The following is a 22,433-nucleotide window of genomic DNA, read 5'->3' as shown; positions in this document are numbered from 1 at the left end:
CTCGTACCGGGTACGTCGACTAGCATGCAAATCGGCAGACGACGGGTTGCACCCCAACCCCGGTGGCTGCCTTGCTTGTGTAGCCTCGTCCGGCAATACCGGACGAGCATTCTGCGGCAGCGAATTGCGGGGGTTGAGGCATGGATTTCACGGTGTCCACGACAAATGAAGCCGGGCGTTTCACACTGCAGGTGGCCGGCGAGCTGGATCTGGCAGCGCGCGACGGGCTGGTCACCGAAGGGCAAAGGGCGTTGACCGATCCGGCCTGCACCGAGCTGGTGCTGGACATGGCCGGCGTGACGTTCATCGACTCCAGCGGGGTCGGCGGGCTGGTCGAGCTGCGCACCGCGGCGATCGAGCGCGACCAGCAGGTCACCATCGTGAACCCGTCGAGCCGGGTGCACCGGCTGCTCGAGCTCACCGGCCTCGGATCCGTCTTCCTCGGCTAGGGACGGAGCTGAGATACGTGGCACCACGACGTAAGGCCGGGCTCAGCGACGAGCAACTGGCCGAACTCCGCAGCAAGAGCGACGGCGGCGGCCGACCCCGGGTCGTCCTCTCCGGACCTCAGTTCCCGCCGGATACAGTCGCAACCGTGGTCCGGATCGGCAGCGTCGAGGCTGATGGGGACGACTTCATCACCGTCCGGGTCAAGGTCGATGGGGTCACCGACGAGCTCGCCTTCGCCCCGGCCGAGTTGACCCTGCCGGGGCAGAAACCGGCATCGCGGGCGGCGAAGCGGCCAGCGCCGCGCGCTCCGCGAGCCGGCCAGAAGGCCGCGAGCACGAATGCGGCCTCCTCGCTTGCCGCCACGTCCACAGCACCCCGGGCCGCGGGCCGACCAGCACCCGAAACCCGACCAGCACCCCAATCCCGACCAGCACACGAAACCCGATCAGCGGCTGAGACCCCAGCGGCACCTGTCCCAGCCGAGCCGTCGAAACCCGCGCCATCAAGCAGCACGGCGCCATCGCAAGCCACAGCACCGTCGCAAGCCACAGCACCGTCGAGGGCCACAGCACCGTCGAGGGCCACCGCACCGCCCGCCAATGCCCGCGCCGGTGCGGCGAAGAAGTCCAACAGCACCCCGAAGGTCGTGGTGACGATCACCTCGACTGGGGCCACCTGGAGCGTCACCGCGCAGCGCGGAGCACGGGTGGTGAGCAAGAATCTGGCCGTCACGCCTGGCACGATCGCGGCCATCGCCGAGCTGCTCGACGACGCCGGTATCACCGAAGCCGTCGGCGCGGTCAACGACACGGCTCGCGAAGAGGCGCAGGCTCGGGCCGAACAGCTTCGCGTCGAATTGGCCGAGCTCGAGGCCGTGCTGGCGAGCCACCGCGCTCCCTGACCGACGCCCACCCAGCAATAACGAATAGGCTGGCTGTAAAGAATAGGCTTGAACCAGCGCGACGCCTGCCGTCGGCGGTACCCCTCGGCGGCAAATCGGTCGGTGCTGCTAGCCGTCAGCTCGCCGGCTACCGGTCGTCAGCTGTGGATCGGCCGTCAGCTATTTGGAAGGAGCACCAGTGCAAGACCCCCGCGGATTGTTTGAGTTCGCCGAGTCGGTCCCCGACCTCGGTCAGCCGGTGCTCGTCCAGGCGATGGAGGGGTTCGTCGATGCCGGCGGCGCCGCCCGGCTGGCTCGCGCCCACCTGCTGGAGACGATGCGCTCCGAGCTGATCGTGACGTTCGATGTCGACCAGCTCTTCGACTATCGCGGCCGTCGTCCGGAGATGATCTTCGCGACGGACCACTGGGAGAGTTTCGCCGCCCCGCAGTTGGCCATCCACGCGGTTTGGGACAGCGCCGGCGTCCCGTTTCTGCTGCTCGACGGGCCGGAGCCGGACTTCCAGTGGGAGCGCTTCGTCGCCGCCGTCGAGCTGATCATCGAGACGTTCGACGTGCGGCTGCTGGTCGGGTTGAACGCGATTCCGATGAACGTGCCGCACACCCGGCCGACGGCGGTGATCGCGCACGGCAGCCCGATCGAGTTGATCGCCGGATACACCAACTGGCTCGGCACCGTCCAGGTTCCGGCTAGCGCCGGACATCTGCTGGAGTTCCGGATGGCCCAGGCGGGCTTCAATTCGATGGGTTTCGCGGTGAACGTGCCGCACTATCTGGCCAATGTCGATTACCCGCAGGCGGCGATAACGCTGCTTGACTGCATCGCGACCTCCGGCGAGTTGATGATTCCGACCGAGGCCCTGACCGAAGCGTCGGCGGCGGTGCTGAGCAACATCGATGCCCAGGTGAGCGCGTCCGAGGAGATCGCCGGCGTGGTGCGGGCGTTGGAGAAGCAGTACGACGAGATCACGGCGGGACGGGCCAACAGCCTGCTGGCCGACGGCTCGCGGCTACCTACGGCGGACGAGATCGGCGACGAGTTCGAGCAGTACCTGCTTCGCCAGCCCGGTTCAGGCGAGAATCCCGAGACGCTGTAAAGGTCTCACGCTGTGGGTCTCACGCTGCGGGTCTGAGCCGGCATTCGCCGCGATGGATCCCAGACCGATCCAGGACGGAACAGCTCGTGTCGGCGCGACTTTGCGGCAATGTTGCCTCGAATCTGATCGAATACAGGGATGCTTGATCACATCTCACTGCAATGCTCGGACCTCGAAGCCAGCGCGGCGTTTTACAGCAGCGTGCTACCGACGGTGGGGATGCACCTACTCGTCGACAACAACGAGGTGCTCGGCTACGGCGAAGGCAAACCGAGCTTCTGGATCGGGACTCATCGCTACGGCGAAGGCTTTCGTGAGTCACACATCGCCTTCACCGCGGCGAGGCGTAGCAACGTCGACGCGTTCTATGCCGCGGCCGTCGCTCTCGGTGGCGAGACGTTGTACGCACCCAAGATCTGGCCGCAGTACCACCCGGACTACTACGCTGCCTTCGTCCGTGACCCCGACGGCAACAACATCGAAGCCGTCTGCCAGCAGGCTGAGTAGCGACGACGCCGTCGTCTCTGCCGTGCACGTGGGATGGGCGGTCGGCCCATTAGACCGACGCGGCCAGCCACTTGGTGAGCGACTGAATCGTGAAGTTGCTGCCCGGAGTCTGGGCCGCGACGAGCTGTCGGGCCAACTCGGCGCGAAGGGCTTCGGTTGGACCGGTGGAGCGGACCTCTAGCCGCAGCATGCGTGCGTGCTTGGCCGGCTTCAGGAAGATCGTCGACTTCTTCCGGCCGGTGAATACCGTGACCTTCTTCAGCTGTGAGATGCGGGTCCAGCGGCCACGGGCCAATGCGCCTTCGCGCAGGTAGACCCAGTCCGGCCCGACGGCGGCGTACCGCCGCCGGCTGGCCATCACTTGACGAAGCGCAGCCAGGCTCACGATAGCTATCCCCAATAGCCGCTGGGGCGAGCTCTGCAGGAGCACGGAGACGTCGAAGATCACCAGCAGCACCAGGCCGCCGACCATCACCTTCGATGGACGGTTCTCCGGCCCCGACGTCGCCGTGGGCGGCTGAAGTTCGGCGTTCGGCGGCAATGACGGCGGACGGGCCCGCCAGAATTCCCACGTCAGATGAGGCATACGGCCATTCTCGCAAAGATGGCGGCCGGTCACGGCCGCTTCCGTCCGTCGCCCGTCCTGGCTTGGTTGCGTGGGCTCGGTTGCGTGGGCTCGGTTGCGTTGCTAGGACTGTTCGCTTAGCTCGAGCCGCTGGCGCAGCGCCTTGCGGTCCAGTTTCCCGATGCTGGTCAGCGGGAGCTGGTCGATGAGATGGATCTCGCGGGGATACTTCACCGCCGACAGGTGTTCTTTGGCGAAGCCGATTAGCTCGGCCGCGGTAACCCTGGCATCTGGTTTGAGCTGCACGAAGGCGACCACCTCCTCACCGTGCTCGACGTCCGGTCGGCCGACCACCCCGCAGACCGCGACCTCCGGGTGGCGCATGAGCACCTCCTCGACGTCGCGCGGATAGACGTTGAAGCCGCCCCGGATGATCAGGTCCTTCAACCGGTCCACGATGAACAGGTAGCCGTCATCGTCGAGATGCCCTATGTCGCCGGTGTGTAGCCATCCGTCGTGAAGCGCCTCGGCCGTGCTCTCGGCATCGTGCCAGTACCCGCTCATGATGGAGAGTGTCTGCACGCAGACCTCACCGTCGACATTGGGGCCGACGGTCGCGCCGGAGGAATCCTCGATGCGCAGCCCGACCCCGGGCGCGGCGGTGCCGACGCTGCCCGGACGGCCGGCGTGCGGCGGTGTCGAGGTGGCCAGTGCCGCCGTCTCCGAGCAGCCGTACCCCTCGACGACCTCAACGTGCGGCGCTCGCCGCGCCCACTCCTCCCGGATCTCGGCCGGCAGCGGCGCGCTCCCGCTGACCAGCCGACGCAGCCGGCTGAGGTTGTAGGACTCCAGCGGTTGGGTGGCGAGCAGCCGCAGCATCGTGGGCACCACGACACCCACCTCGACCTGCTCGTCCTGTGCGAGTTGGAGCCAGGCCGCCGGCTCGAACCAGCGCATCAACACTGCCCGTGAGGGCTGCACCGCGTGCAGCCCCATCGACGACACCATCAATCCGTAGACGTGGGCCAGCGGCAGCGGCAGCAGTGTCACCGCGTAATGCTCCTCGACCCCAGCCAGTGTCGCCGACCAGGCCGCGGCCGAGAGCGCATCGTGGCTGAGCACGACGCCCTTCGCCCGTCCGGTCGTTCCCCCGGTGTACAGCAGGGCGGCCATTTCCTGCGAGCCGACTCGGATCAGCGCCGCCTCAGCGCCGGAGGAGAGTTCGTCGAAGGTGATGACACCGGAACCGGCGGCACCCTCGGGAGCCCTCCCGGTCGTCACGCAACGGACTGTTAGCCCGGTTGTCGCTGCCTGCACCTTCGGCAGGAACTTCGGGGTGGTTATGACCAAGGTGGCAGCGGAGTCGCGGATCGCATGCCGTAACTCGTCTTCGCTGAGCAGGAAGAGCAGGGGCGTTACGGCGGCGCCCATTCGCCAGATCGCCCGGTAGGCGACGAGAACTTCGGGACAGTTGGCCATGCAGACGGCGACCCGATCGCCGAGCCGGACCCCGATGTCGGCCAGACCGGTGGCCAGCCGTCGGGCCTGGGCGGCTAGGTCGGCGTTGGTGCGGACGGCTCCCTCGAAGACGAGGAGACTCGACTCGCCGAAACGCTCGAGCGCGGCGTCTTCAAGCAGCCCGAGCGACGCACCACACGGTTGGGTCAGCATGCGGGCATCGGCGATCGAATCGGCAGCACTGATGGTGATACGCACCTCCGAAACAGGCTGTGACAGGCTCTTCAAGCATGAGTGGACGAACCCTTCGCAACCTAGGTGAGGAGCGGGCGCGGCGCAATACCGTTCGCGGTCTCTGGCGCACGCTCGGGTACGAGCTGGAGAGCTGGGAGGTTGGCCGAGCCGTTGTCAGCTGGACGGCCACCGAGGAGTATGGCTTCGCCGCCGAGAGCGGGTATGTCGTGCAGGGCGGGCTGGTCACGGCTGTGCTTGATGCGGCGATGGGCAGTGCCTGCTGGACGGTTCTCGATCAGTCGCAGATCTTTCTCACCGCCGACCTTCGCGTCGAGTTTCTGCGCAGCACTCGGGTGGGTGCGTTGCGGGCGACGGGGACGGTCGTGCGTTCAACGCCCCGGGTGGTCTTCTGCGCCGGCGAGCTGCACGACGCCGACGGCACCCTGCTGGCGGCGAGCCGATGCACGCAGGTGGTTCTCCCCGCCGACCACCCCGGATCTCGGTCCCTGACTGGTTCCTGATCGCGCCGCCGAACTGGTTGCGTCAGCCGAAACTGGTTGCGTCAGCCGAAACTGGTTGCGTCAGCCGAAACTGGTTGCGTGAGCCGAACTGGTGCGACGGTCGAGCTGAGTGCCGCGACGGCGCGCGACTAGAAGGGCGCCGGGTCATCGTCGGGGTCGGCCCCTTCGGGGTCGGCCCGTTCGGGGTCGGCCCGTTGTCGGCCCACACCTTCTCGGCCCACACCTTCTCGGTCGACACCTTCTCGGTCGACACCTTGCCGGCCGGCACCTCCGGGATCGGCCCATTCTCGGCCCGCACCTTCTCGGTAGGTACTTTCGGGGTCGAGAGCTCCCCAGGTGTCGGCGTCGGGGTCATGGAGTGGCGGTGCCTGGTTGGAGTACGTGTGCCCGTTCGGCGAGGTCCATTCGGAGGTGGTGCCGGCGTCGCCTTCGGTTGTCTTCACTCTCCACCTCGTTTGGTGTTTGAGGCGGTGGTGCCGGCGGCATTTGCAGCGAAGGTTGACCTTGTTGGTCGGGCCCTGTGGGAACGGGACTTCGTGGTCGAGGTTGGTGCGGATGGCCGGTACGTTGCAGGTCGGGAACGAGCAAATTTGATCGCGGGTGATGACGAAGTCGGTGAGATCCTGCGGCGGGGTGTAGCGAGTTCTCCCGTACTCCATCAACTCGCCGGTCGCCGGGTCGGTGATCAGCCGTCGCCAGGTTCCAGTCGGGTCGGCGGCGATGCGGCGCGCGACCGACGCCGGGATCGGCCCATGCCCTTCCAACTGACCAGGCAGATCATTCACTCCCATCAACGTCGTCATCGCAACGGTCACTTGAATCGACGGTCGGCGCCCGTGCTGGGTCGGGACGTACCCGGGAGTGTTCAGAGCGTCGATGAACACGTGGGTAAACGAGTCAGCTCGGCGCTGATCGGCCGTCCGTGGATCGTCAGAACTGGTATGCCAGGCCAGGGCGTTCACCGCCGCAATCACCGCCGCAGCATCCTCGGCGGGCAGCAGCGCCCAGATCTCGGCCATGCCATCGGGGCGGGGTGTGTGCTCCACCGTTCGCTTCGCCATCACGTCTCGCTGCTGCTGCTCGACGGTGACGTGGTTGTGCTTGAGCACCGCACGTTTCACCGAGCGGCTGAACAACTGCGCCGTCTGCCCCGGAGCCCGGGTGAGTACCGAATTCTCCACCGCCGCCAGCACCGCCCGGTCATCGATGCCGACCGTCTCCCGCGCCAGCACCGCGGCATGAGCATCAGTGATGACGCCCCGTCTCAGCAGGTTCATCGTCGCCGGGAGTTTCGTGACCAATTGGGTGGCGTGGGACAGCTCGAATGCCGCCACCCTCGGGGAGATCATCAACGCCGTTGAAATCTCGGCGTTGGCGCACTCATACCCCAACTCCAATGACAACCCATCTTCGGTGACCCGCTCCACCACCACCGCAACCCCCTCAGTGATGGCAGCTTTCACCGACGCCGACTGACGACGCAGAGCAGCTAGCAAGTCAACCCGACCAGCCGCGGTCAAAGCCCGCGGATCCAGCGCGCTGAGCAATGACAGATCCGCCGGATCCGGATCGGAAATGGCGAAGTGCTTCGCGAACGTCTCCGGGGCAGCCAGAACGTCCAAAACTGTCAGAGCGAGATGAGACGCTGACTCAGAACCCGATTCGCCGTCCAGCAGACCGGCAACGCTCTCGGCGCAGAACGGCTCACCCAGCTCGATCCCATACTGAGTGAAGTCAGCCTCATTGTCGGACGCAGCAGCTGACCCATCGGCCGACTCGCAGCCGCCCAGGGGTTCGCGCGCATCGTCATCCATGCAATAATAGTACACCAGTTCGATATACTGGCCCATGGACAATCCGCCTAAAAGCTCGGTGGAAACTCCCCCGATTGGCGGTCGGCGAAAACTGGGACGCCGCGAGCTAGGTGAAGATGAGCTAAGTGAGGAGGAGCTATGTGAAGAGGAGCTAGGTGAACTTGACGGCGGACCAGGTCGCCCCGGCATCACGACTCAGGTAGAACGCGGTCTTCAGCAGCACGACGATCCCGTGCGACGGCGTGGTGAAACCGAGGTCGGCCCACTCGAGGCCACCGCTCGGTGCGGCAATTCGGGCCGGTGTGAGAGTCACCCCGTCGTTGGTGGTGCGCAGGATCTGACTCGCGCCGCTGGCCGTCGCCACCAGCAGTACCCGCCGGGCGTTGTCAGCGATTCCGGAGAGCCCACTCGCCTCGATCCGGGATGGACCGGCCTTGGACCAATGCAGACCGCCATCCACCGTCCCGTACAGCTGATACCGCGCCGAACCGGCGGCACCGTCGCTCACACACATGGCGTCAAGATGCGATGCGTCGGCCACCGCAATCGTCGCCGTCGCCCCGAATCCTTCATCATTGGGGCACGGGTTGGGCAATGTTCTGCCTTGTTTTGTTGCCGATCCGGTATAGATGCCGGTGGTTGAGGGCAGGTACCAGGTCGAGCCGTGAACCACCAGGTGACCGATGGCCTGGGCCGGGACCGCCGCCGAGACGGGAGACCAGGAGTCGGACCCGACCTTCGCCGAGTAGATGGTGACGGTATTCGGCGTGCACGAGTCGGCACTCGGTGCGCAGCGGTCCACGCTGGCGTAGACCGAACCGCCTGTCGTCTCCAGTCCGATCACCACCGAGCCGGCGCTGCCGACCCGAACGCTATGCCAAGTCGCCCCACCGTCGTGGGTGGCGAAGAGCGCACCACCGGAGGCCCACCCGTCGGTGGCGTCAGCGAAACGCAGTGAGTCGACCACGGCCGAAGACTGGTTGTCGTACCCCGTTCCGATACCCGCCTTCGGCGCCGGAATTCCGCGCCAGGTCGCACCACCGTCACGGGTACGGACGATCGAGGTGCAGGGTGGCGAAGAGCAGGGGGCACTCCCCAGCACCCATCCGGCGAGAGCGGAGACGAAGGTTGCTGAGTAGGGCTGAAATCCCCTGGGAACCGGGCCGCCGGCGGGTCCGGCCAACGGAGCCGAGGTGGCCGAGGATGCCGAACTCACTGGCGCTGTGCTGCTGCCGGTTGAAGCGGCACCACCGGAAGATGATTGGGCGCCGGAGGGGGCGATGGTCGACGACACCGTGCTCGAGGCCTGCGTGCCGCTGGACGAGCTGCACGAAGCCACGAAAGACGTGAGCATCGCGGCCACGACACCCAACCGAAGCAGCGACGCCCGCCTCGAGGCCCGAAAGCCGAGTCCGAGTCCGAGTCCAGGTACGGCGCGTTGCCTTCTCACGCCCCGACGATACCCAGATCGTCAGCTGAATATCCGTCCGCCACGATGGCGACCACTCACCGACCGGTCGCGCTCCGGTCGACCTCAACTTGCGACTCCGTCGTGGGCACCGGCGCAGTGACCGAAAGGGGGCGAAGTGCATTGGCCAGCATCATGGCGATCGCCAGCAAGACCGCGACGGCGGTCAGGGCATGGAGCACTCCGACCCGGGAGCCGAGGAATCCGATGAGCGGGGGGCCGCCGAGGAACGCGCAGTAGCCGATCGAGGCGACCACGCTGACTCGCCCCGCCGCCGCAGCCGGATCGTCGGCCGCCGCGCTCATTCCGACCGGGAAGCCCAGCGACGTTCCGGTGCCCCAGAGCAGTGCCCCAACGAAGGCCAGCGGCACGTTCGGGCTGAAGACGAAGAGGATGAGCCCGACCACCGCAACCAGCGCGAGCCAGCGCACCACGACAACGCGGCCGTAGCGGTCGAGCAGCCCTGGCCCGGACCACCGGGCGACCGTCATCGCGGTGAGGAAGACAGCAAAACCAAGGGTGCCGACGACGGCCTCGGCGTGATACCCGTCGATGAGCGCGACGCTGATCCAGTCGTTGCCGGTTCCCTCCGAGAAGGCAAAGGCGAGGACGAAGACACCGACAAGCAGCGTGCGCGGCTCCCGCCAGCGGGCCAATGTACTCGGCGCTGAACTATTCGACTCGCCATCGACATCCAGGTGAACCGGGTCAGGCAGGAACTGACGCACCATGAGCGGAACGACGACCGCGACGACGACGGCGGCGCCGACGAGATGCGCGGTGACCGGCACGCTGAGGGCGATCATCACGGCGCCGATGAGTGCGCCGAAGACCGTGCCCAAGCTGAATCCGGCGTGGTATCTCGGCATGATCGCCTTCCCCAGGTGACGTTCGACGTCCGCGCCCTGGACGTTCATCGCCACGTCCCAGGCACCATTGGCGAAACCGAGGAGGAAGAGCCCGACCAGTACCGGCACCACACCGCCCAGATACCCGACGCCGACGATGCAGAGTGCGGCGGAGAGCAGGAATGCCATGACCGTGACCGTCACCCGGGTGTTCAGCCGGTGCAGGATCAGGCCGGAGATCGGGAGCGCAACCACCGATCCGGCCGCGATCGCCAGCAGCACCAACCCAAGATGAGCCGGCGAGAGCTCGAGACGGCTTCGCACTTGCGGAATGCGCGAAGCCCAGCTGGCGAAGGCGAACCCGGCCCCGATGAAGGCGGCGTACGTCGCTCGGCTAGCCGCCGCGATTCGCTGCGGTGAGTAGGCGGTGAGGGCGGCGACGTCAGACACGGTGCACCACCACCCCGGCCTTCTCAAGCGGCGCGGTCGCCGACTCCGGAGCCGTCTGGTCGGTCACGACGATGTCGAAGTCCGAAACAGCGCAGACCACGGCCAGCGCAGCCTGACTGAATTTGCTTCCGTCGAGGGCCAGGATGCGGCGTCGGGATGAGGCGAAGAGCGCTTGTTTTACTGCCATATCTCCGAGATCATGGGCAGTTACCTGACCCTCGGGCGACACACCGCAGCACCCCAGCACTGCCGTGTCGAAGCGCAGCGCGGCGATGCTGGCCAGGGCCAGCGGCCCGATCATCGACAGCTCGCCGGGGCGCGTCTCACCTCCGGGCATCATCAATCGGGCCGAGGACGACCCGGCTAGCGCCATCGCTGCGTGCAGCGAGAGCGGCATGGCGACCAGCCGCCGGTCAGCCAGTGACCGGGCCACCTCGGTGACGGTGGTGCCACTATCGAGGGCGACCGCCTCACCATCGTCGATCAGGTTGGCGACGGCCGCGGCGATCCGACGCTTCGTCTCCACCGCATCGAGCTCGCGCATGCCGAAGGGCAGTTCCTCGCCGCGCATCAACAGGCTCACCGCGCCGCCACGTACCCGGCGGGCAACCCCGCGGTCGACAAGCAGGTCCAGGTCGCGCCGGATCGTCATCTCAGCCGTTCCGAACTCTAGGGCGGCCCAGGAGACGTCGATCCGGCCGTTGCGCCGCAGCGCATCGACGAGCCGGCTGCTCCGCTCAGTTGCATCCATCACCGCATCGTACATGTCATATGTTCGTACGCACATTCAGTATGGGCGTTCGGCGCACCCAGCGCGCTCCGCCGTCACTCACTCTTCGGAATCAGTGGCTTCTGGGCGCGAGCCTTCAGCTGCTGAACGGCCCAGGAATTTCCGTCTGGGTCGTCGAAACCAAAGAAGGTGCCGCCGTCGCGCTCGTCGAAAACGGTTATTTCGCTCACCTCGACGCCGCGGGCGAGCAACTCCTCCCGCGCCCGGTAAGCATCGGCCACCACCAGCTGCACGCCCTTCAACGATCCCGGTTCCATCGCGCGCTGGGCTGGGAGATCGCCGATGACGATCGAGCAGCCCGACCCGGGCGGGGTGAGCTGGGCGACATGCATGTACTCGTTGGTGGTGTCGTGATCGAGATGGAAGCCGACTCTGTCCCGGTAGAACTCGATGGAGCGGGCGATGTCACTGACGGGCACGATGACGACCTCAAGAGTCCAATCCATGTGACCCAACCTAGCTCCCCGTTCGACCATCCATCCAGCCGTCGCCAGCCGCGACGGTGCGAACGATCCCTAGACTCGGCCCATGAGCGACGAGGGGCAGCATCGAGTTCTGGAAGTAGCCGGCGGCCGGATTCACCTGGTCGAGCAGGGGGTTGGGCCACTTGTTCTGCTCGTCCACGGCTTCCCGGAGTCCTGGTTCTCCTGGCGGCGCCAGCTCCCGGCGCTCGCCGCGGCGGGCTACCGGGCGGTGGCCATCGACGTGCGCGGCTACGGGCGCTCATCGAAACCGTCCGAGATCGAGGCCTACCGGATGCTCGAACTGGTCGCGGACAACGTCGGCGTCGTTCGCGCCCTGGGCGAAGATACGGCGGCGATCATCGGTCATGACTGGGGTTCACCCATCGCGGCGAACTCGGCGCTGCTGCACCCAGAGGTCTTCACCGCGGTGGCGCTGCTCAGCGTGCCCTACTCACCGCGCAGCCGGTACCGGCCCACCGAGTCGATGGGCCGCATCGGCGGGGAGGGAGAGGAGTTCTACATCAGCTACTTCCAGCAGCCCGGACGGGCCGAGGCCGAGATCGAGCCCGACGTCCGCGGGTGGTTGGCCGGAATCTACGCCGGTCTCTCCGCCGACGTCGTCACGGCGGATGAGATGAGGAGCATTTTCATGGTGAAACGGGGTGGGCGGCTCTCCGATCGCTTCCCCGCCGCCGCCGGCGTGCGTCCGGCCTGGCTCAGCGCGGAGGAACTCGACGCCTACACCGAGGAGTTCGAACGGACGGGCTTCACCGGCGCGCTGAACCGGTACCGCAATATCGACCGTGACTGGGAGGACCTCGCCGACTGGGACGGCGCACCCATCACCCAGCCGTCGCTGTTCATCGGCGGCGAACTCGACGCATCCAGTAGCTGGCTGGCCGACGCGATTCGGCGCTACCCGACCACCCTTCCGGGTCTGGTGTCGTCACACATCCTCGCGAATTGCGGTCATTGGATCCAGCAGGAGCACCCCGAGGCGGTCAACCGGCTGCTCATCGACTGGCTGAACGGCCTCCCAGCGCGGGTCTAGAGCACAGGGACGGCCTAGATCGCGGCGGGCTCACGAGGCTGCACCGGCGGCGCGCTCTTGGCTGCGCTCTTGTCGGCGGCCTTGTCGGCGAGGTACTTCCCGCCTCCTGCGGCCGCACCGAGGATCGCCACTGTGAGCACGGTCCAGTAGAACTTGCCGTGCTTCTTTGCCTTCTTGCTGCCGCGACCCTGCGCGGCGGCGGCGACGTCGGTCGCCCGGCGGGCTGCCTCTTCGCTGAAGTCGGAAAGGAGCGTAGCCGCGTCACTGCGAGTCTTCTTGACCTGCTTCTGGGCCCGACGGTTCTGCGCCTTCGTCGCGCGGTGTGCCTTGCGGCGGGCGCGACGTCCCTGACGCTTGGCCGACTCGACCGCGTCGGAGACCGCATCGGAGGCCGTGGCGACGGCGGTGGTGATCGCGTCCGCGACTCCGCTCGCGACATCGTTTGCGACCTGCTTGGTGTCGCTCGGGATCGATTCCAAGGTAGTCATGTCGAGCTGTCTCGCTTTCCTGATCGTCAGCGTCCCGCCGGCCTGCACTGCGCAGCCGGCCTACCACTGCTATACCCCGCGGTCGCAGTTCCAAACCATCCAATACCAACGTACGGCACCATGTGTGTCATGAGCGTTCCCGCCAACGCCGCCGAGCCAGCCGCCGAGCCGGCGGCCGAGTCAGCCGCAGCTGCGGCACCCGAGCACCGCAGCACCCCGGGGCATCGTGACCCGAAGGGGGAGGCGCCGTGGGCCATGCAACTGGTGGTTCGCATCGAGAAGGCGGACCCCCCGTCGCGGACCGCCGCGCTCGAGGCGGCCGCACTGGCCACCGTCATGCTGCTCACCGACGACCGCGCCCAGGCCGACGGCGTGTGGGAGCCGGCGATCCACCGCTGGCTCGACGGGCACATCCGCAAGCACGTCCGCCGGGCCCGCGGCGCGCAATGGGAGCAGTCCCAGCAACTGCCCGGCGTGACCGTCACGCACCGGGGAGCCGAGGCGCGAGCGTTCGTACCCATGTCAACCGCGGGACTCCCGCCCGAGCTGCGAAAGCTCCAGCTCTCCGGAACCGAACTCGAGGACCCGGACCGGGTCGATGACCACAGTGCCGCCGAGCCGCAGCCCGACGGCGCTCTAGTCATCGCGATCACGCCGCTTCCGCCACTACCGCTCGGCAAGGCGGCCGCCGCGGCGGGCCACGCTGCTCAGCTCGCGGCGATGAGCATGCCGGAGGAACGCTTTCAGCTCTGGGCGGGTGCCGGGTTCCCGCTACTCGTCACGCATCCCACCCCGGCCGACTGGTTGAAGTTCAGCTCCCAAGCACCAGTCACCGTGGTCGACGCCGGGTTCACAGTCGTCGAGCCGAACACCATGACCGCCGCCGCAACTTGGCGCTGACCAGCACCGCCGTCAGATCTGAGTCGGGGCACCCATCAACGCCCGGAGGTCAGCCGCTACCCGTCCGGCGATGTAGGCGTAGCCCGCGTCGTCGGGGTGCGCCGGCACCGGCCCGGAGAAGCGCCGCTCATTCTTCGGCGTGATCCACCGCTCCGCGATCGGGTCGATGAACGGGACTCGTTCGGCTCGCGCCGTCTGCGCGAGCAGGCGTTGATCATCCGCTAAATCCGGCTGAACCGGCAGTGCCCCCGGGATGGGACCGAGGAAGGTGAGCTGAGCCTCGGGGTAGAGCGACCGGATGAGCTTAATTGTGCTAATCACCGCACGCCGAACCTCGGCGCCCGGATACTGCGCGTCGTTTCGGCCGCACTGCAGCAGGACGATACCCGGAGCTACCGACGATGGAAGGCGGCGTATCCGGGCGGCGAAGGTGCCCTGATCCCGCGGCCCGGGGTTGAGGAAGCCGGTTCCCGACGCCCCATCGACAGTGGTCGGCCAACCCAGCTCTCGACCCAACTGGTAGGCGTAACCCTGCTCGGGCGACGACGCACCGAGACCCTCGGTGTAGGACGCGCCCACCACCAACAACCGACGCGAGCGCACCGTACCGAGCCGGATCGGCGTCTCGCTCGAGTGTGCTCCAACCGCAGCACCCGCGTCGTTAACCGGGGAGGGCGCCTCATGCTGAACCAGGGCGACGGTACCGGCGGCGGCTGCGACGCCCAACGCGGTGGCACTGACCCAGAACTTGCGGCGACCGGCGCCCTTCACAACCGCGCCACCCATTCTCGCTCGATCGGACGCAGATCCAGCTTCAGTACATCATCCGCGGGTCGGAATAGTGTTTGAATTCCAGGAGATTGTTCGAGGGATCCTGCAGCACGAAGCTGCTGTGCTCCTCCACCATAGTCTCGAACCGGGTGAAGGGCTTGGCATAGAAGCGAAGGCCACGCGTCTCGGCCAGGTGAACCAGTCGGTCGTAGTCCTCGATGCTGCGGAATGTGACGCCGAAGTGACGGGGGTAGAGCTCCGGCGCCCGCTCGAACTTGGCAGAGAGGTGGCAGACGACCTGATCGCCGAAGAAATCCAGGGTGATCCGGTCTCCGTAGCGCCGGGCCAGCTTGCAGCCCAGGCCGCCCACGTAGAACTCATGCGCCTCATCCAGGTCGCGCGCCGGGATCGCCAGGTGGAAGGCGTCGCCGCTCTCACGCATGCTGAACCTCGCGCCCCACGGCCTCACCCGCGGCGTCATAGTCTGGCCGGGACACGGTGGCGAAGTCGAGCAGGGTGTCGCCCCGCAGCCCGAGCCGAAGTGTCTCCAGCGCGACGATGTCACTGGTGCTGATGTTGCCCAGATTCACCTGCGAACCGAAGCGGCGGATCAACTGGATCTGCACGTCCTTCGTCGGCGCTTCGAAGAGAACCCGATCGAGGTTGATGTCCGACTCGGCGATCTGGTCGATGAGGTCGCGCTTGAGGCGCCCGTCCGCACTGCAGATGCCGCTCTTGCCGCTCTCCCGGGACTCGGTGATCACCATGTGGGCTCCCGCGGCGAGATCTTGGCGGATGTAGTCGATCCAGACCTGCGCGGTCATCGCCTCGGATTTGGCCTGGTCCTTGAATCCGACCTCGCTGAAGACTCGATAATCATTGGCGAGCAAGTCGACATACTGAGCTTTTCGCTGATTACTGAGGGGGATCGTTCCGTTGGATACCTCGACATAGCGACAGTCGAAGCGATCGCAGAAGCGTCGCCAGTCATCGAAGCGATCCTGGCTCAGGAACTTCTCGAAGAGAGTGCCACCGAAGTAGAAGTCCACCCCGGCATCGGCCAGCGCGTCGATCTTGTACTTGAGGTCGTCGGTGACCAGCGAGGTACCCCAGCCGAGCTTCATCACGTCGATTAGCCCACCGAAGCTGGAGACGACGTCAATGAAGTACCGGGTCGGTAGGCCGCCGTCCATCACCATCGTGACGCCGATCGAGCGGGGCTTGCTCTGATGTTCGGGAAGATCCAGTGCCGTTGAGTGCATGATGTTTTCCCTTTCGTTCGTTGTGTATTGAATGTTCGTCCGGGGTCTCGAGGTAAGGCTGAGAATTTTGCGTGAACCACTTGTGAACACCGGTGCCGGTCAGCATCGAACGTCCGGTGAGCGGTCTGCTCAGCGGCGTTCGCCGGAACAACTCGACTACGACGACGGATCCGGCGACCGTGGCCGCGTAGGCGAGGAGGGTCTGCGGAACGGCGGGCGTCCGTCGCAGCCAACCGACATCGAGCACGTAGGCGAGAACCGCCGGATGGACGAGGAAGATGCCGAACGACCGGTCAGATCCGTAGGCCAGTCCGCGATCCAACCATGCTCCGGGTACCCGCCGCTCGGACCAGAGCGATCCGAGCGCGAAGAGTCCGGACACCGCCGCAATCGACCAGATCACCATTACCGGCTGCAGTACGGCCGAGGCGTGAATCGGCGTCCAACCGGCCCCTAGTTGCAGACTGAAGACCCCGATCGCGATCAGGGCGACCGGGAGCAGCGCGCTACCGATGACTCCTCGATGCCGGGCGACGCAGGACCTGAGCAGATCACTGTGGAAGGCGCAGACGGCACCCAGGATGACGTAGAACTGGTAGGAGATCAGCAGTGCGTCCTGGTGCCGCAGCAGCGTCGCCGCCCATCCCGAGGGGAGCGACCCGTAAGTGAGGTAAGCAAGAAATCCCAGCTGCGTGAGGGCGCTCACCGCCAGTAGCGGCCCATGGTGGTCGGCGGTGGCTCGAATCACCATGGCCAGCAGCGGGTAGAGCAGGTAGATCTGCAGCGACACCAGCAGGAAGTACAGGTGATAGCACGCCGCCCCGGTCAAGATGTTCGCGAACAGGGTGGCGAGCGGCGTCCGCGGTACCGTCCAGTGCTGAGGCAGGTAGGTGTATATAACTGTCCAGAGCAGGTAGGGGATTCCGACCGTGACCAGGCGACGAGAGTAGAAGCGCCTAAGATCGATGGAACGACGAATGTACTGATGAACAAGGACGAATCCGGTGAGGACGAAGAAGGCCTCACGGGTGAAGTGCAGTAGCATCAACGACCCCCCGGCCGTGACACTCTGAGCCGGGTTGGTGTGGGACACGGTATGTACGGCGATGACGCAGGCGAAGGTCAGCACCCGCACCACGTCGAGTTCGTGAATGTGCCGGCTGCGAGCCGGCGCCGGTTCGACGATGCTCACAGGCGTCCGTGGCAGACGAGTTCACGCACCAGGTGGGTGCGAATCTTCCCGGTGGCGGCCCGCGGCAGGTCGTCGACGATCTCCACCGCCTCTGGTCGTTTGAAGCGGCTTAGCCGCGTTCGGCACAGCTGGTCGAGGTCGGCCAGTAACGCCGCACGCTCGAGCTCGGTGCGACAGCTCGGGGCCGTGATCACCCGAGCAACCGCAACCGCACCGAGAACCGGATCCGGACGCCCGACCACTATCGCCTCGAGCACTCGCCGGTCAGCGAGGAGAATCTCCTGTATTTCTCGGGGGTGAATCAGCTCGCCCCCGCGATTGATGACGTCGTCGGCCCGCCCGCGCAGGTACACGTACCCGTCGGCGTCGAGGAGCCCGAGGTCACCGGTGTCGAGCCAGCCGGCCGGGTCGAAGCGCTCCGCAGCCCGCCCTCCGACGTACCCGGTGATGACCCCGGGCCCGCGAATCCAGATGCGTCCGACCTCATCGGTGGCTGCGCACTCGCCGGTACCGGTACGCACGCTGAGTTCGACTCCGACCGCCCGTCCGGCGCTGCCGGGGCGCGCCCGGTCGTGCAGCGGGGTCGCGGTGATCTGGCTCGCTGCCTCCGTCATGCCGTAGCTCTCGACCAGCGGCACCTGCAGCGATGTCTCGATCGTCGTCCGGACCGACGACGGTAGCGGCGCGGAGGCCGAGCGGATGAGGCGCAGCTTCGGCAGCGGTGGCGGGAAGTCCTCGCGAGACAGTATCGAGAGAATAGCTGGGACGGCGTTGATCCAGGTGATCTCGCGGGCCTGCATCAGGTCCCAGAAGCCCGTGCGATGGAATCGTCGATCGAGGACCATGGTCGCACCGCTGACCAGCGTGGAGAGGAGCCCGACCACCTGCGCGTTGATGTGAAACAGCGGCAGCGAGCAGAAGCCCCGGTCCGCGTCGCTGAGCTCGTTGTGCGCGGCGACCTGCCGGGCGACGTGCAGCAACTGCGCCTCGCCCAGCTCGACGACCTTCGGTTGGCCGGTTGAGCCGGAGGTGCTGAGGCGAAGCGCGCCCGCCGCCGCCGGACGACTCCGCGCGCCCAGCCGAGACCTCAGGATCAACTCGTCCGGTGGCAGGCCCTGCTCTTCGCTGTCGACCGTGACGATCTGGCACCCGGCCACCGCGTCGAGCCCTCGCTGGTCGGTGATGAGCAGGTTCGGGGCGTCGGCAGCCGGCCGGTCGATGATTCGGCGCAACTCAGCCGCTGGGACGCCGGCATCGATCGGAGCGACGGTGCAGCCGGCCGCGATCACCGAGAGATATACGGCTGCGAATACCAACGGATCGTCGATCAGCAGCGCGATCCGGGGCTGCGCGGCCAGCGGATCGGCGGGCTCCTGCGCCGGGCCCGCTCCTCGGCTGGGCTCGCCGTCGCGGCGAGCGAGCACGAGCGACCAGCACTCGACGATCCGTTCCAGGGCCGCATAGCTCAGGCTTCGGTCGCTGCGGGCATCCTCCAGATAGCTGCTGGCCGGCCGTCGCGCCCGCTGCCAGCGAATGATGTCGCGCAGGGACCCGTTGGCGCGCAGGGACCCGCCACGCTGCCTGCCACCTCCGATGGCATTCAGGTGAGTAGTCACTCCCAGCACGCTGCTGGAGGCCGCTGGGTGCACGCCCAGGGAACGTTGTGAATTGGCGAGGGGAAAGGCGATTCACCAGGAATTCATGGTCCACCCGTAGCAACGACCCGCAGTCTCGATCCGTGCGGAGCGGGTGGAGCGGGCGGAGTGGGCGGTGGGGTGGCGGCCGACGGGGCAATCCGCGCCGGAGGAATCGTTGGCAGCAGGCGACGGCCGCTCTGCTTATCTGCGTCCTCGTCTCGGGCTCGCTCGCCCTCTTCGGCGCGGCCGGCGGGACCGATCGCTCGGTCGCCGCCGCAGCGCCGGCGACGTCGGCATCCGCATTTCAGCCGACTTCGAGCGTCACGTCGGCCGGCTACCCGGTGAGCGCGGTACAGCTCCTCGCACCGGCCACCACCGTCGCTACGTCAACGCTGATCTCCGGCGGGATCCTCCGCACATACCTGACGATCGCGCCCTCACGGCGGAGCGGGCCGCTGCCGTTGATCGTGGTGCTGGCCGGTCAGAATGCGTCACCGACGCAGGAGGCGCTGCGTGACGAACTCCTGCCGCTGGCCAATCGCGGCGAGGCGATCCTGGTGTACCCGGCCGGATACCAGAAGTCGTGGAATGTGGACGCCGACAGCTGCTGCGGCCAGGCCGGCCCCTCCAACGTCGATGATGTCGGTTTCGTGGCCGATGTCGTCGCCGCCGCGGAGAGCAGCCAGTCGGTGACGAGCGGGCGCGTCTACCTCGCGGGCTACAGCAATGGTGGCAAGTTGGCCTACGACGTCATGTGCCGCGAACCGCAGCTCTTCGCGGCCTTTGCCGCAGTCAGCGCGACCCCGCTGACCAGTTGCGCGGCGAGCAGCCACACGTCGGCCCTGGTCGTGGTCGGGGCGGACGACCCGGAACTGCCGATCTCCACCGACGCTATGCCAGCCGGTGCGGCCCTCGCCGCGGCGGCGATCGCATTGCGCACCCGCGACGCCTGCTCGGCCACGTCCACCAGTGTTCGTGACGGTCTGGCCACCATCACGAGTTGGTCCAGCTGCTCCGGCGGGACGGCCGTCAGCACCGTGCTCTACACCGGGCAGGAGCACGGCTGGCCCACCACATCGCCCTCCACACCCGGTGCCGCTTTGCTCCTGTGGCGGTTCTTCAACCGAACCCTGCATTGACCTAGTTCTCCAGATCGAGGACATCCGCGAGGTCGGCGATAGAGTCGATGACGGCCAGGCAGCGAGCCTCCAACTCATCATCACCGGTCAACAGACCCCATGGTCCGCTACGAACCCGCACCACCTGCAGCCCGGCGGCCAGCGCCCCCCGCACGTCGTTGTCGAGCTGGTCGCCCACGTAGAGCACGTCGGCCGACGCGCAGCCCGCGGTCTGGACGCAGCGCTGGAAGAATCTCGGATCCGGCTTCTCCAGACCCCATTCGGCCGAGACCGCGACGACGTCAGCGTCGAGATCGAGGCGCCGCAGTTGCTCACCCAGCGCCAGCGGCTGATTGCCGACGATTCCCACAGCCAGCCCGGCCGCCCGCAGCTGCTTGAGCAAGATCCGGACACCAGGGTAAAGGTCCTCATCGGTCAGCGGCGGCACCAACCCGGAACGCTGCAGCCCGTCCCGCAGCGAACCGACGCTCTCGGACGGACGCAGATAGTGCAGCACGTCGCTGACACCGCCACCCCGGCTCACGATCGCACCGAAGACCGCCGAGAAGGTGTGCGACGGCAGCCCGAGGAAGGCCGCCCAGGCCGCGTACTCCCGACTCCGGTCAAGGACCGTCTCGCCGATGTCGAAGTAGACGGCCGAGACCTTCGGCGGCTGACTCCACTCGCTGCTCATCGAATCAGGATTCAACGCGTGGCTGTGCGGCGCCTGAGCGCTGCGACTCAGCTCACTTGGCTCTGGCAATTGGGGGGCTAGGCACCCTAGTCTCGACGAATGACTGAGTCGCTGATCGTCGATCCCGAGAAGGACCCCACGGCCACCTGGAGCATGAGCCCCTCGGTTGCCCGGCGGCTCACCGCCCGCATCGTCGCCACCTCGGGCACCACACGCACTACGACGAGCCCGGCCAATGGTGCGCCGATCGCCGCCATCCCGGTCTCCAGCGTCGAGGACGTGCGTACCGCCTTCGCCACCGCAGCGGCCGCCCAGAAGCTCTGGGCCAAGCGGCCGGCGAAGGAGCGGGCGGCGATCATCCGCAAGATCGGCGAGATCGCCGTGCAGCGCCAGGAGGAGGGCCTGGACATCCTCCAGACCGAGACCGGCAAGGCCCGCGCGCACGCCTTCGACGAGATCTTCGACGTCGCCGCCAACTCGGCCTGGATCTCGCGCAGCGGCCCGTCAGTGCTGAAGGAGAAGCGACACTTCGGGGTGCTGCAGTTGGGCACCCCAGTTCGCGAGGTCTACCACGCCAAGGGCGTCGTCGGCATGATCGCGCCGTGGAACTACCCGCTCATCCTCACCATCTCCGACGCGATGCCGGCCTGGATGTCGGGCAACGCGGTCGTCTTGAAGCCCGACAGCCAGACGCCGCTCATCGCCCTCTGGGCCGCCGAGATCGCCGCCGCCGCCGGCCTGCCGGAGGGGCTCTTCCAGATCGTCTACGGCTCGGGCACCACCCTCGGACCAGAGATCATCAAGCTCAGCAACCACGTCTCCTTCACCGGCTCGACCGCCACCGGCCGCACCGTCGCCGAGCAGGCGGCCCGCGATTTCAAGGGCGTATCGCTGGAACTCGGCGGCAAGAACCCGGCGTACGTGGCCGCCGATGCGAACATCGAACGGGCGGCCGAGGGTCTGGTCCGTGACTGCTTCGGCAACACCGGCCACTCCTGCGTCTCGATCGAGCGCATCTACGTACACCAGGCGATCTACCAGGAGTTCCTGAAGGCCTTCGCCGCCCGGTCCAGCGCACTACGGATCGGCACCAAGCTGGACTGGTCCTACGACGTTGGCTCGATCTCCAACCAATCCCAGTTCGACACCATCGCAGCGCACGTGGCCGACGCGACGGCCAAGGGTGCCCGGGTTGTCGCCGGCGGCAAGGCCCGTCCCGACATCGGGCCACTGGCCTTCGAACCGACCGTGTTGGCCGACGTCCCCGAGACGGCCGCCTGCTACGCCGACGAGACCTTCGGCCCGCTGGTCTCCGTGTACCCGGTGTCCGACGACGAGGAGGCGATCGCCCGGGCGAACGACACGATCTACGGCCTGAACGCCACCGTCTGGTCCGGTAGCGGACGGCGGGGACGGGACCTGGCCCGGCAGATCGAGTCGGGGACGGTCACCGTGAACGATGCCTTCACCGTCGTCTGGTCGGCGATCTCCAGCCCGATGGGGGGTCGGAAGCAGTCCGGGGTCGGTCGTCGCCACGGCGCCGTCGGGATCACCCGTTACACCGAGGTCCAGACGATCGCGATTCAGGCGGTGCCGCTGAAGCCGCTCTACGACCGGGGCGGCGCGTTCTACGGCAAGTTCATCACCTTCGCGGCCAAGGCCAGCCAGCGCACCCGCTTCCCGTGGCCCTAACCAATCGTGCCCGCCGCCACCAATGATCTACGAGTCGCACCAGCCCGCGGGCTGCCACACGG

General features: G+C 67.0%; 23 protein-coding genes. 9 read left to right on the top strand and 14 right to left on the bottom strand.

The features are described 5' to 3' along the window. Positions 1–152: 152 nt before the first annotated feature. The 4 genes from CPH63_RS04985 to CPH63_RS04965 all read left to right on the top strand — a co-directional run bounded on the left by CPH63_RS04985 (position 153) and on the right by CPH63_RS04965 (position 2,954). Complete coding sequence (locus tag CPH63_RS04985; RefSeq protein ID WP_157749283.1) at positions 153–449, top strand: STAS domain-containing protein; 297 nt, start codon at positions 153–155, stop codon at positions 447–449. 17 nt (positions 450–466) lie between these two features. Continuing rightward, positions 467–1,351 carry a hypothetical protein gene (locus tag CPH63_RS22070; protein ID WP_157749282.1) on the top strand — a complete coding sequence of 295 codons (885 nt, stop codon included), beginning with the start codon at positions 467–469 and terminating at the stop codon, positions 1,349–1,351. A gap of 178 nt (positions 1,352–1,529) precedes the next feature. Continuing rightward, positions 1,530–2,447, top strand: a complete 918-nt coding sequence (locus CPH63_RS04970; protein WP_096301833.1) for a PAC2 family protein — start codon at positions 1,530–1,532, stop codon at positions 2,445–2,447. 138 nt (positions 2,448–2,585) lie between these two features. Further along, positions 2,586–2,954 (top strand): VOC family protein, encoded by a 369-nt coding sequence (locus CPH63_RS04965; protein ID WP_096301832.1) that lies wholly within the window; start codon positions 2,586–2,588, stop codon positions 2,952–2,954. 49 nt (positions 2,955–3,003) lie between these two features. Here CPH63_RS04965 and CPH63_RS04960 read toward each other — a convergent pair whose 3' ends face one another. After that, positions 3,004–3,540 carry a hypothetical protein gene (locus CPH63_RS04960; protein WP_157749281.1) on the bottom strand — a complete coding sequence of 179 codons (537 nt, stop codon included), beginning with the start codon at positions 3,538–3,540 and terminating at the stop codon, positions 3,004–3,006. 102 nt (positions 3,541–3,642) lie between these two features. Then, a complete protein-coding gene (locus tag CPH63_RS04955; protein WP_206745645.1) occupies positions 3,643–5,235 on the bottom strand; it encodes a class I adenylate-forming enzyme family protein in 1,593 nt (530 codons plus the stop codon). 32 nt (positions 5,236–5,267) lie between these two features. Here CPH63_RS04955 and CPH63_RS04950 point away from each other — a divergent pair, with 32 nt between their 5' ends. After that, a complete protein-coding gene (locus tag CPH63_RS04950) occupies positions 5,268–5,732 on the top strand; it encodes a PaaI family thioesterase (protein ID WP_096301830.1) in 465 nt (154 codons plus the stop codon). A gap of 128 nt (positions 5,733–5,860) precedes the next feature. Here CPH63_RS04950 and CPH63_RS04945 read toward each other — a convergent pair whose 3' ends face one another. The 5 genes from CPH63_RS04945 to CPH63_RS04920 all read right to left on the bottom strand — a co-directional run bounded on the left by CPH63_RS04945 (position 5,861) and on the right by CPH63_RS04920 (position 11,548). Further along, entirely contained in the window at positions 5,861–7,546 is a 1,686-nt protein-coding gene (locus tag CPH63_RS04945; RefSeq protein ID WP_172892159.1) for an HNH endonuclease signature motif containing protein, read from the bottom strand. A gap of 151 nt (positions 7,547–7,697) precedes the next feature. Next, entirely contained in the window at positions 7,698–8,996 is a 1,299-nt protein-coding gene (locus CPH63_RS22065) for a hypothetical protein (protein WP_157749280.1), read from the bottom strand. Positions 8,997–9,052: 56 nt separating this feature from the next. Next, positions 9,053–10,312 (bottom strand): MFS transporter, encoded by a 1,260-nt coding sequence (locus CPH63_RS04930; protein WP_096301826.1) that lies wholly within the window; start codon positions 10,310–10,312, stop codon positions 9,053–9,055. Further along, complete coding sequence (locus CPH63_RS04925) at positions 10,305–11,063, bottom strand: DeoR/GlpR family DNA-binding transcription regulator (RefSeq protein WP_096304958.1); 759 nt, start codon at positions 11,061–11,063, stop codon at positions 10,305–10,307. The genes CPH63_RS04930 and CPH63_RS04925 overlap by 8 nt, the downstream gene beginning before the upstream one ends. 74 nt (positions 11,064–11,137) lie before the next feature. Then, positions 11,138–11,548 carry a VOC family protein gene (locus CPH63_RS04920; RefSeq protein ID WP_096301825.1) on the bottom strand — a complete coding sequence of 137 codons (411 nt, stop codon included), beginning with the start codon at positions 11,546–11,548 and terminating at the stop codon, positions 11,138–11,140. Between the two features lie 82 nt (positions 11,549–11,630). On the opposite strand from CPH63_RS04920, the gene CPH63_RS04915 reads away from it, so the two are divergent. Then, positions 11,631–12,617, top strand: a complete 987-nt coding sequence (locus CPH63_RS04915; protein ID WP_096301824.1) for an alpha/beta fold hydrolase — start codon at positions 11,631–11,633, stop codon at positions 12,615–12,617. Between the two features lie 14 nt (positions 12,618–12,631). Here CPH63_RS04915 and CPH63_RS04910 read toward each other — a convergent pair whose 3' ends face one another. Further along, positions 12,632–13,105: a hypothetical protein gene (locus CPH63_RS04910; protein WP_096301823.1), complete on the bottom strand. Its 474-nt coding sequence runs from the start codon at positions 13,103–13,105 to the stop codon at positions 12,632–12,634. A gap of 129 nt (positions 13,106–13,234) precedes the next feature. On the opposite strand from CPH63_RS04910, the gene CPH63_RS04905 reads away from it, so the two are divergent. Continuing rightward, positions 13,235–14,005, top strand: a complete 771-nt coding sequence (locus CPH63_RS04905) for a peptidyl-tRNA hydrolase (RefSeq protein WP_096301822.1) — start codon at positions 13,235–13,237, stop codon at positions 14,003–14,005. 12 nt (positions 14,006–14,017) lie between these two features. Here CPH63_RS04905 and CPH63_RS04900 read toward each other — a convergent pair whose 3' ends face one another. Genes CPH63_RS04900 through CPH63_RS04880 form a run of 5 tightly spaced genes read right to left on the bottom strand, consistent with a single transcriptional unit; the run spans position 14,018 to position 18,846 of the window. After that, on the bottom strand, positions 14,018–14,791 hold the full coding sequence (locus CPH63_RS04900; protein WP_096301821.1) for an SGNH/GDSL hydrolase family protein: 774 nt from the start codon (positions 14,789–14,791) through the stop codon (positions 14,018–14,020). A gap of 28 nt (positions 14,792–14,819) precedes the next feature. Next, complete coding sequence (locus tag CPH63_RS04895; protein ID WP_096301820.1) at positions 14,820–15,218, bottom strand: VOC family protein; 399 nt, start codon at positions 15,216–15,218, stop codon at positions 14,820–14,822. Further along, positions 15,211–16,038 (bottom strand): phosphosulfolactate synthase, encoded by an 828-nt coding sequence (locus tag CPH63_RS04890; RefSeq protein WP_096304957.1) that lies wholly within the window; start codon positions 16,036–16,038, stop codon positions 15,211–15,213. The genes CPH63_RS04895 and CPH63_RS04890 overlap by 8 nt, the downstream gene beginning before the upstream one ends. After that, on the bottom strand, positions 15,935–17,230 hold the full coding sequence (locus tag CPH63_RS04885; protein WP_157749279.1) for an acyltransferase: 1,296 nt from the start codon (positions 17,228–17,230) through the stop codon (positions 15,935–15,937). Before CPH63_RS04885 ends, CPH63_RS04890 begins: the two co-directional genes overlap by 104 nt. Continuing rightward, on the bottom strand, positions 17,227–18,846 hold the full coding sequence (locus CPH63_RS04880; protein ID WP_157749278.1) for an AMP-binding protein: 1,620 nt from the start codon (positions 18,844–18,846) through the stop codon (positions 17,227–17,229). Before CPH63_RS04880 ends, CPH63_RS04885 begins: the two co-directional genes overlap by 4 nt. Before the next feature lie 122 nt (positions 18,847–18,968). On the opposite strand from CPH63_RS04880, the gene CPH63_RS04875 reads away from it, so the two are divergent. Continuing rightward, on the top strand, positions 18,969–20,006 hold the full coding sequence (locus tag CPH63_RS04875) for a PHB depolymerase family esterase (RefSeq protein WP_157749277.1): 1,038 nt from the start codon (positions 18,969–18,971) through the stop codon (positions 20,004–20,006). 1 nt (position 20,007) lies between these two features. Here the strand turns inward: CPH63_RS04875 and CPH63_RS04870 are convergent, their stop codons facing one another. After that, complete coding sequence (locus tag CPH63_RS04870) at positions 20,008–20,679, bottom strand: HAD family hydrolase (protein WP_096301816.1); 672 nt, start codon at positions 20,677–20,679, stop codon at positions 20,008–20,010. Positions 20,680–20,778: 99 nt separating this feature from the next. Here CPH63_RS04870 and CPH63_RS04865 point away from each other — a divergent pair, with 99 nt between their 5' ends. After that, the gene (locus CPH63_RS04865) at positions 20,779–22,371 is read left to right on the top strand and encodes a succinic semialdehyde dehydrogenase (RefSeq protein ID WP_096301815.1); all 1,593 of its coding nucleotides are present in this window, start codon (positions 20,779–20,781) and stop codon (positions 22,369–22,371) included. Positions 22,372–22,433 lie beyond the last annotated feature (62 nt).

This window comes from Jatrophihabitans sp. GAS493 (genome assembly GCF_900230215.1).
In the GTDB taxonomy this organism is placed as follows: domain Bacteria; phylum Actinomycetota; class Actinomycetes; order Mycobacteriales; family Jatrophihabitantaceae; genus MT45.
This window is presented reverse-complemented; position numbering and strand designations above follow the sequence as displayed.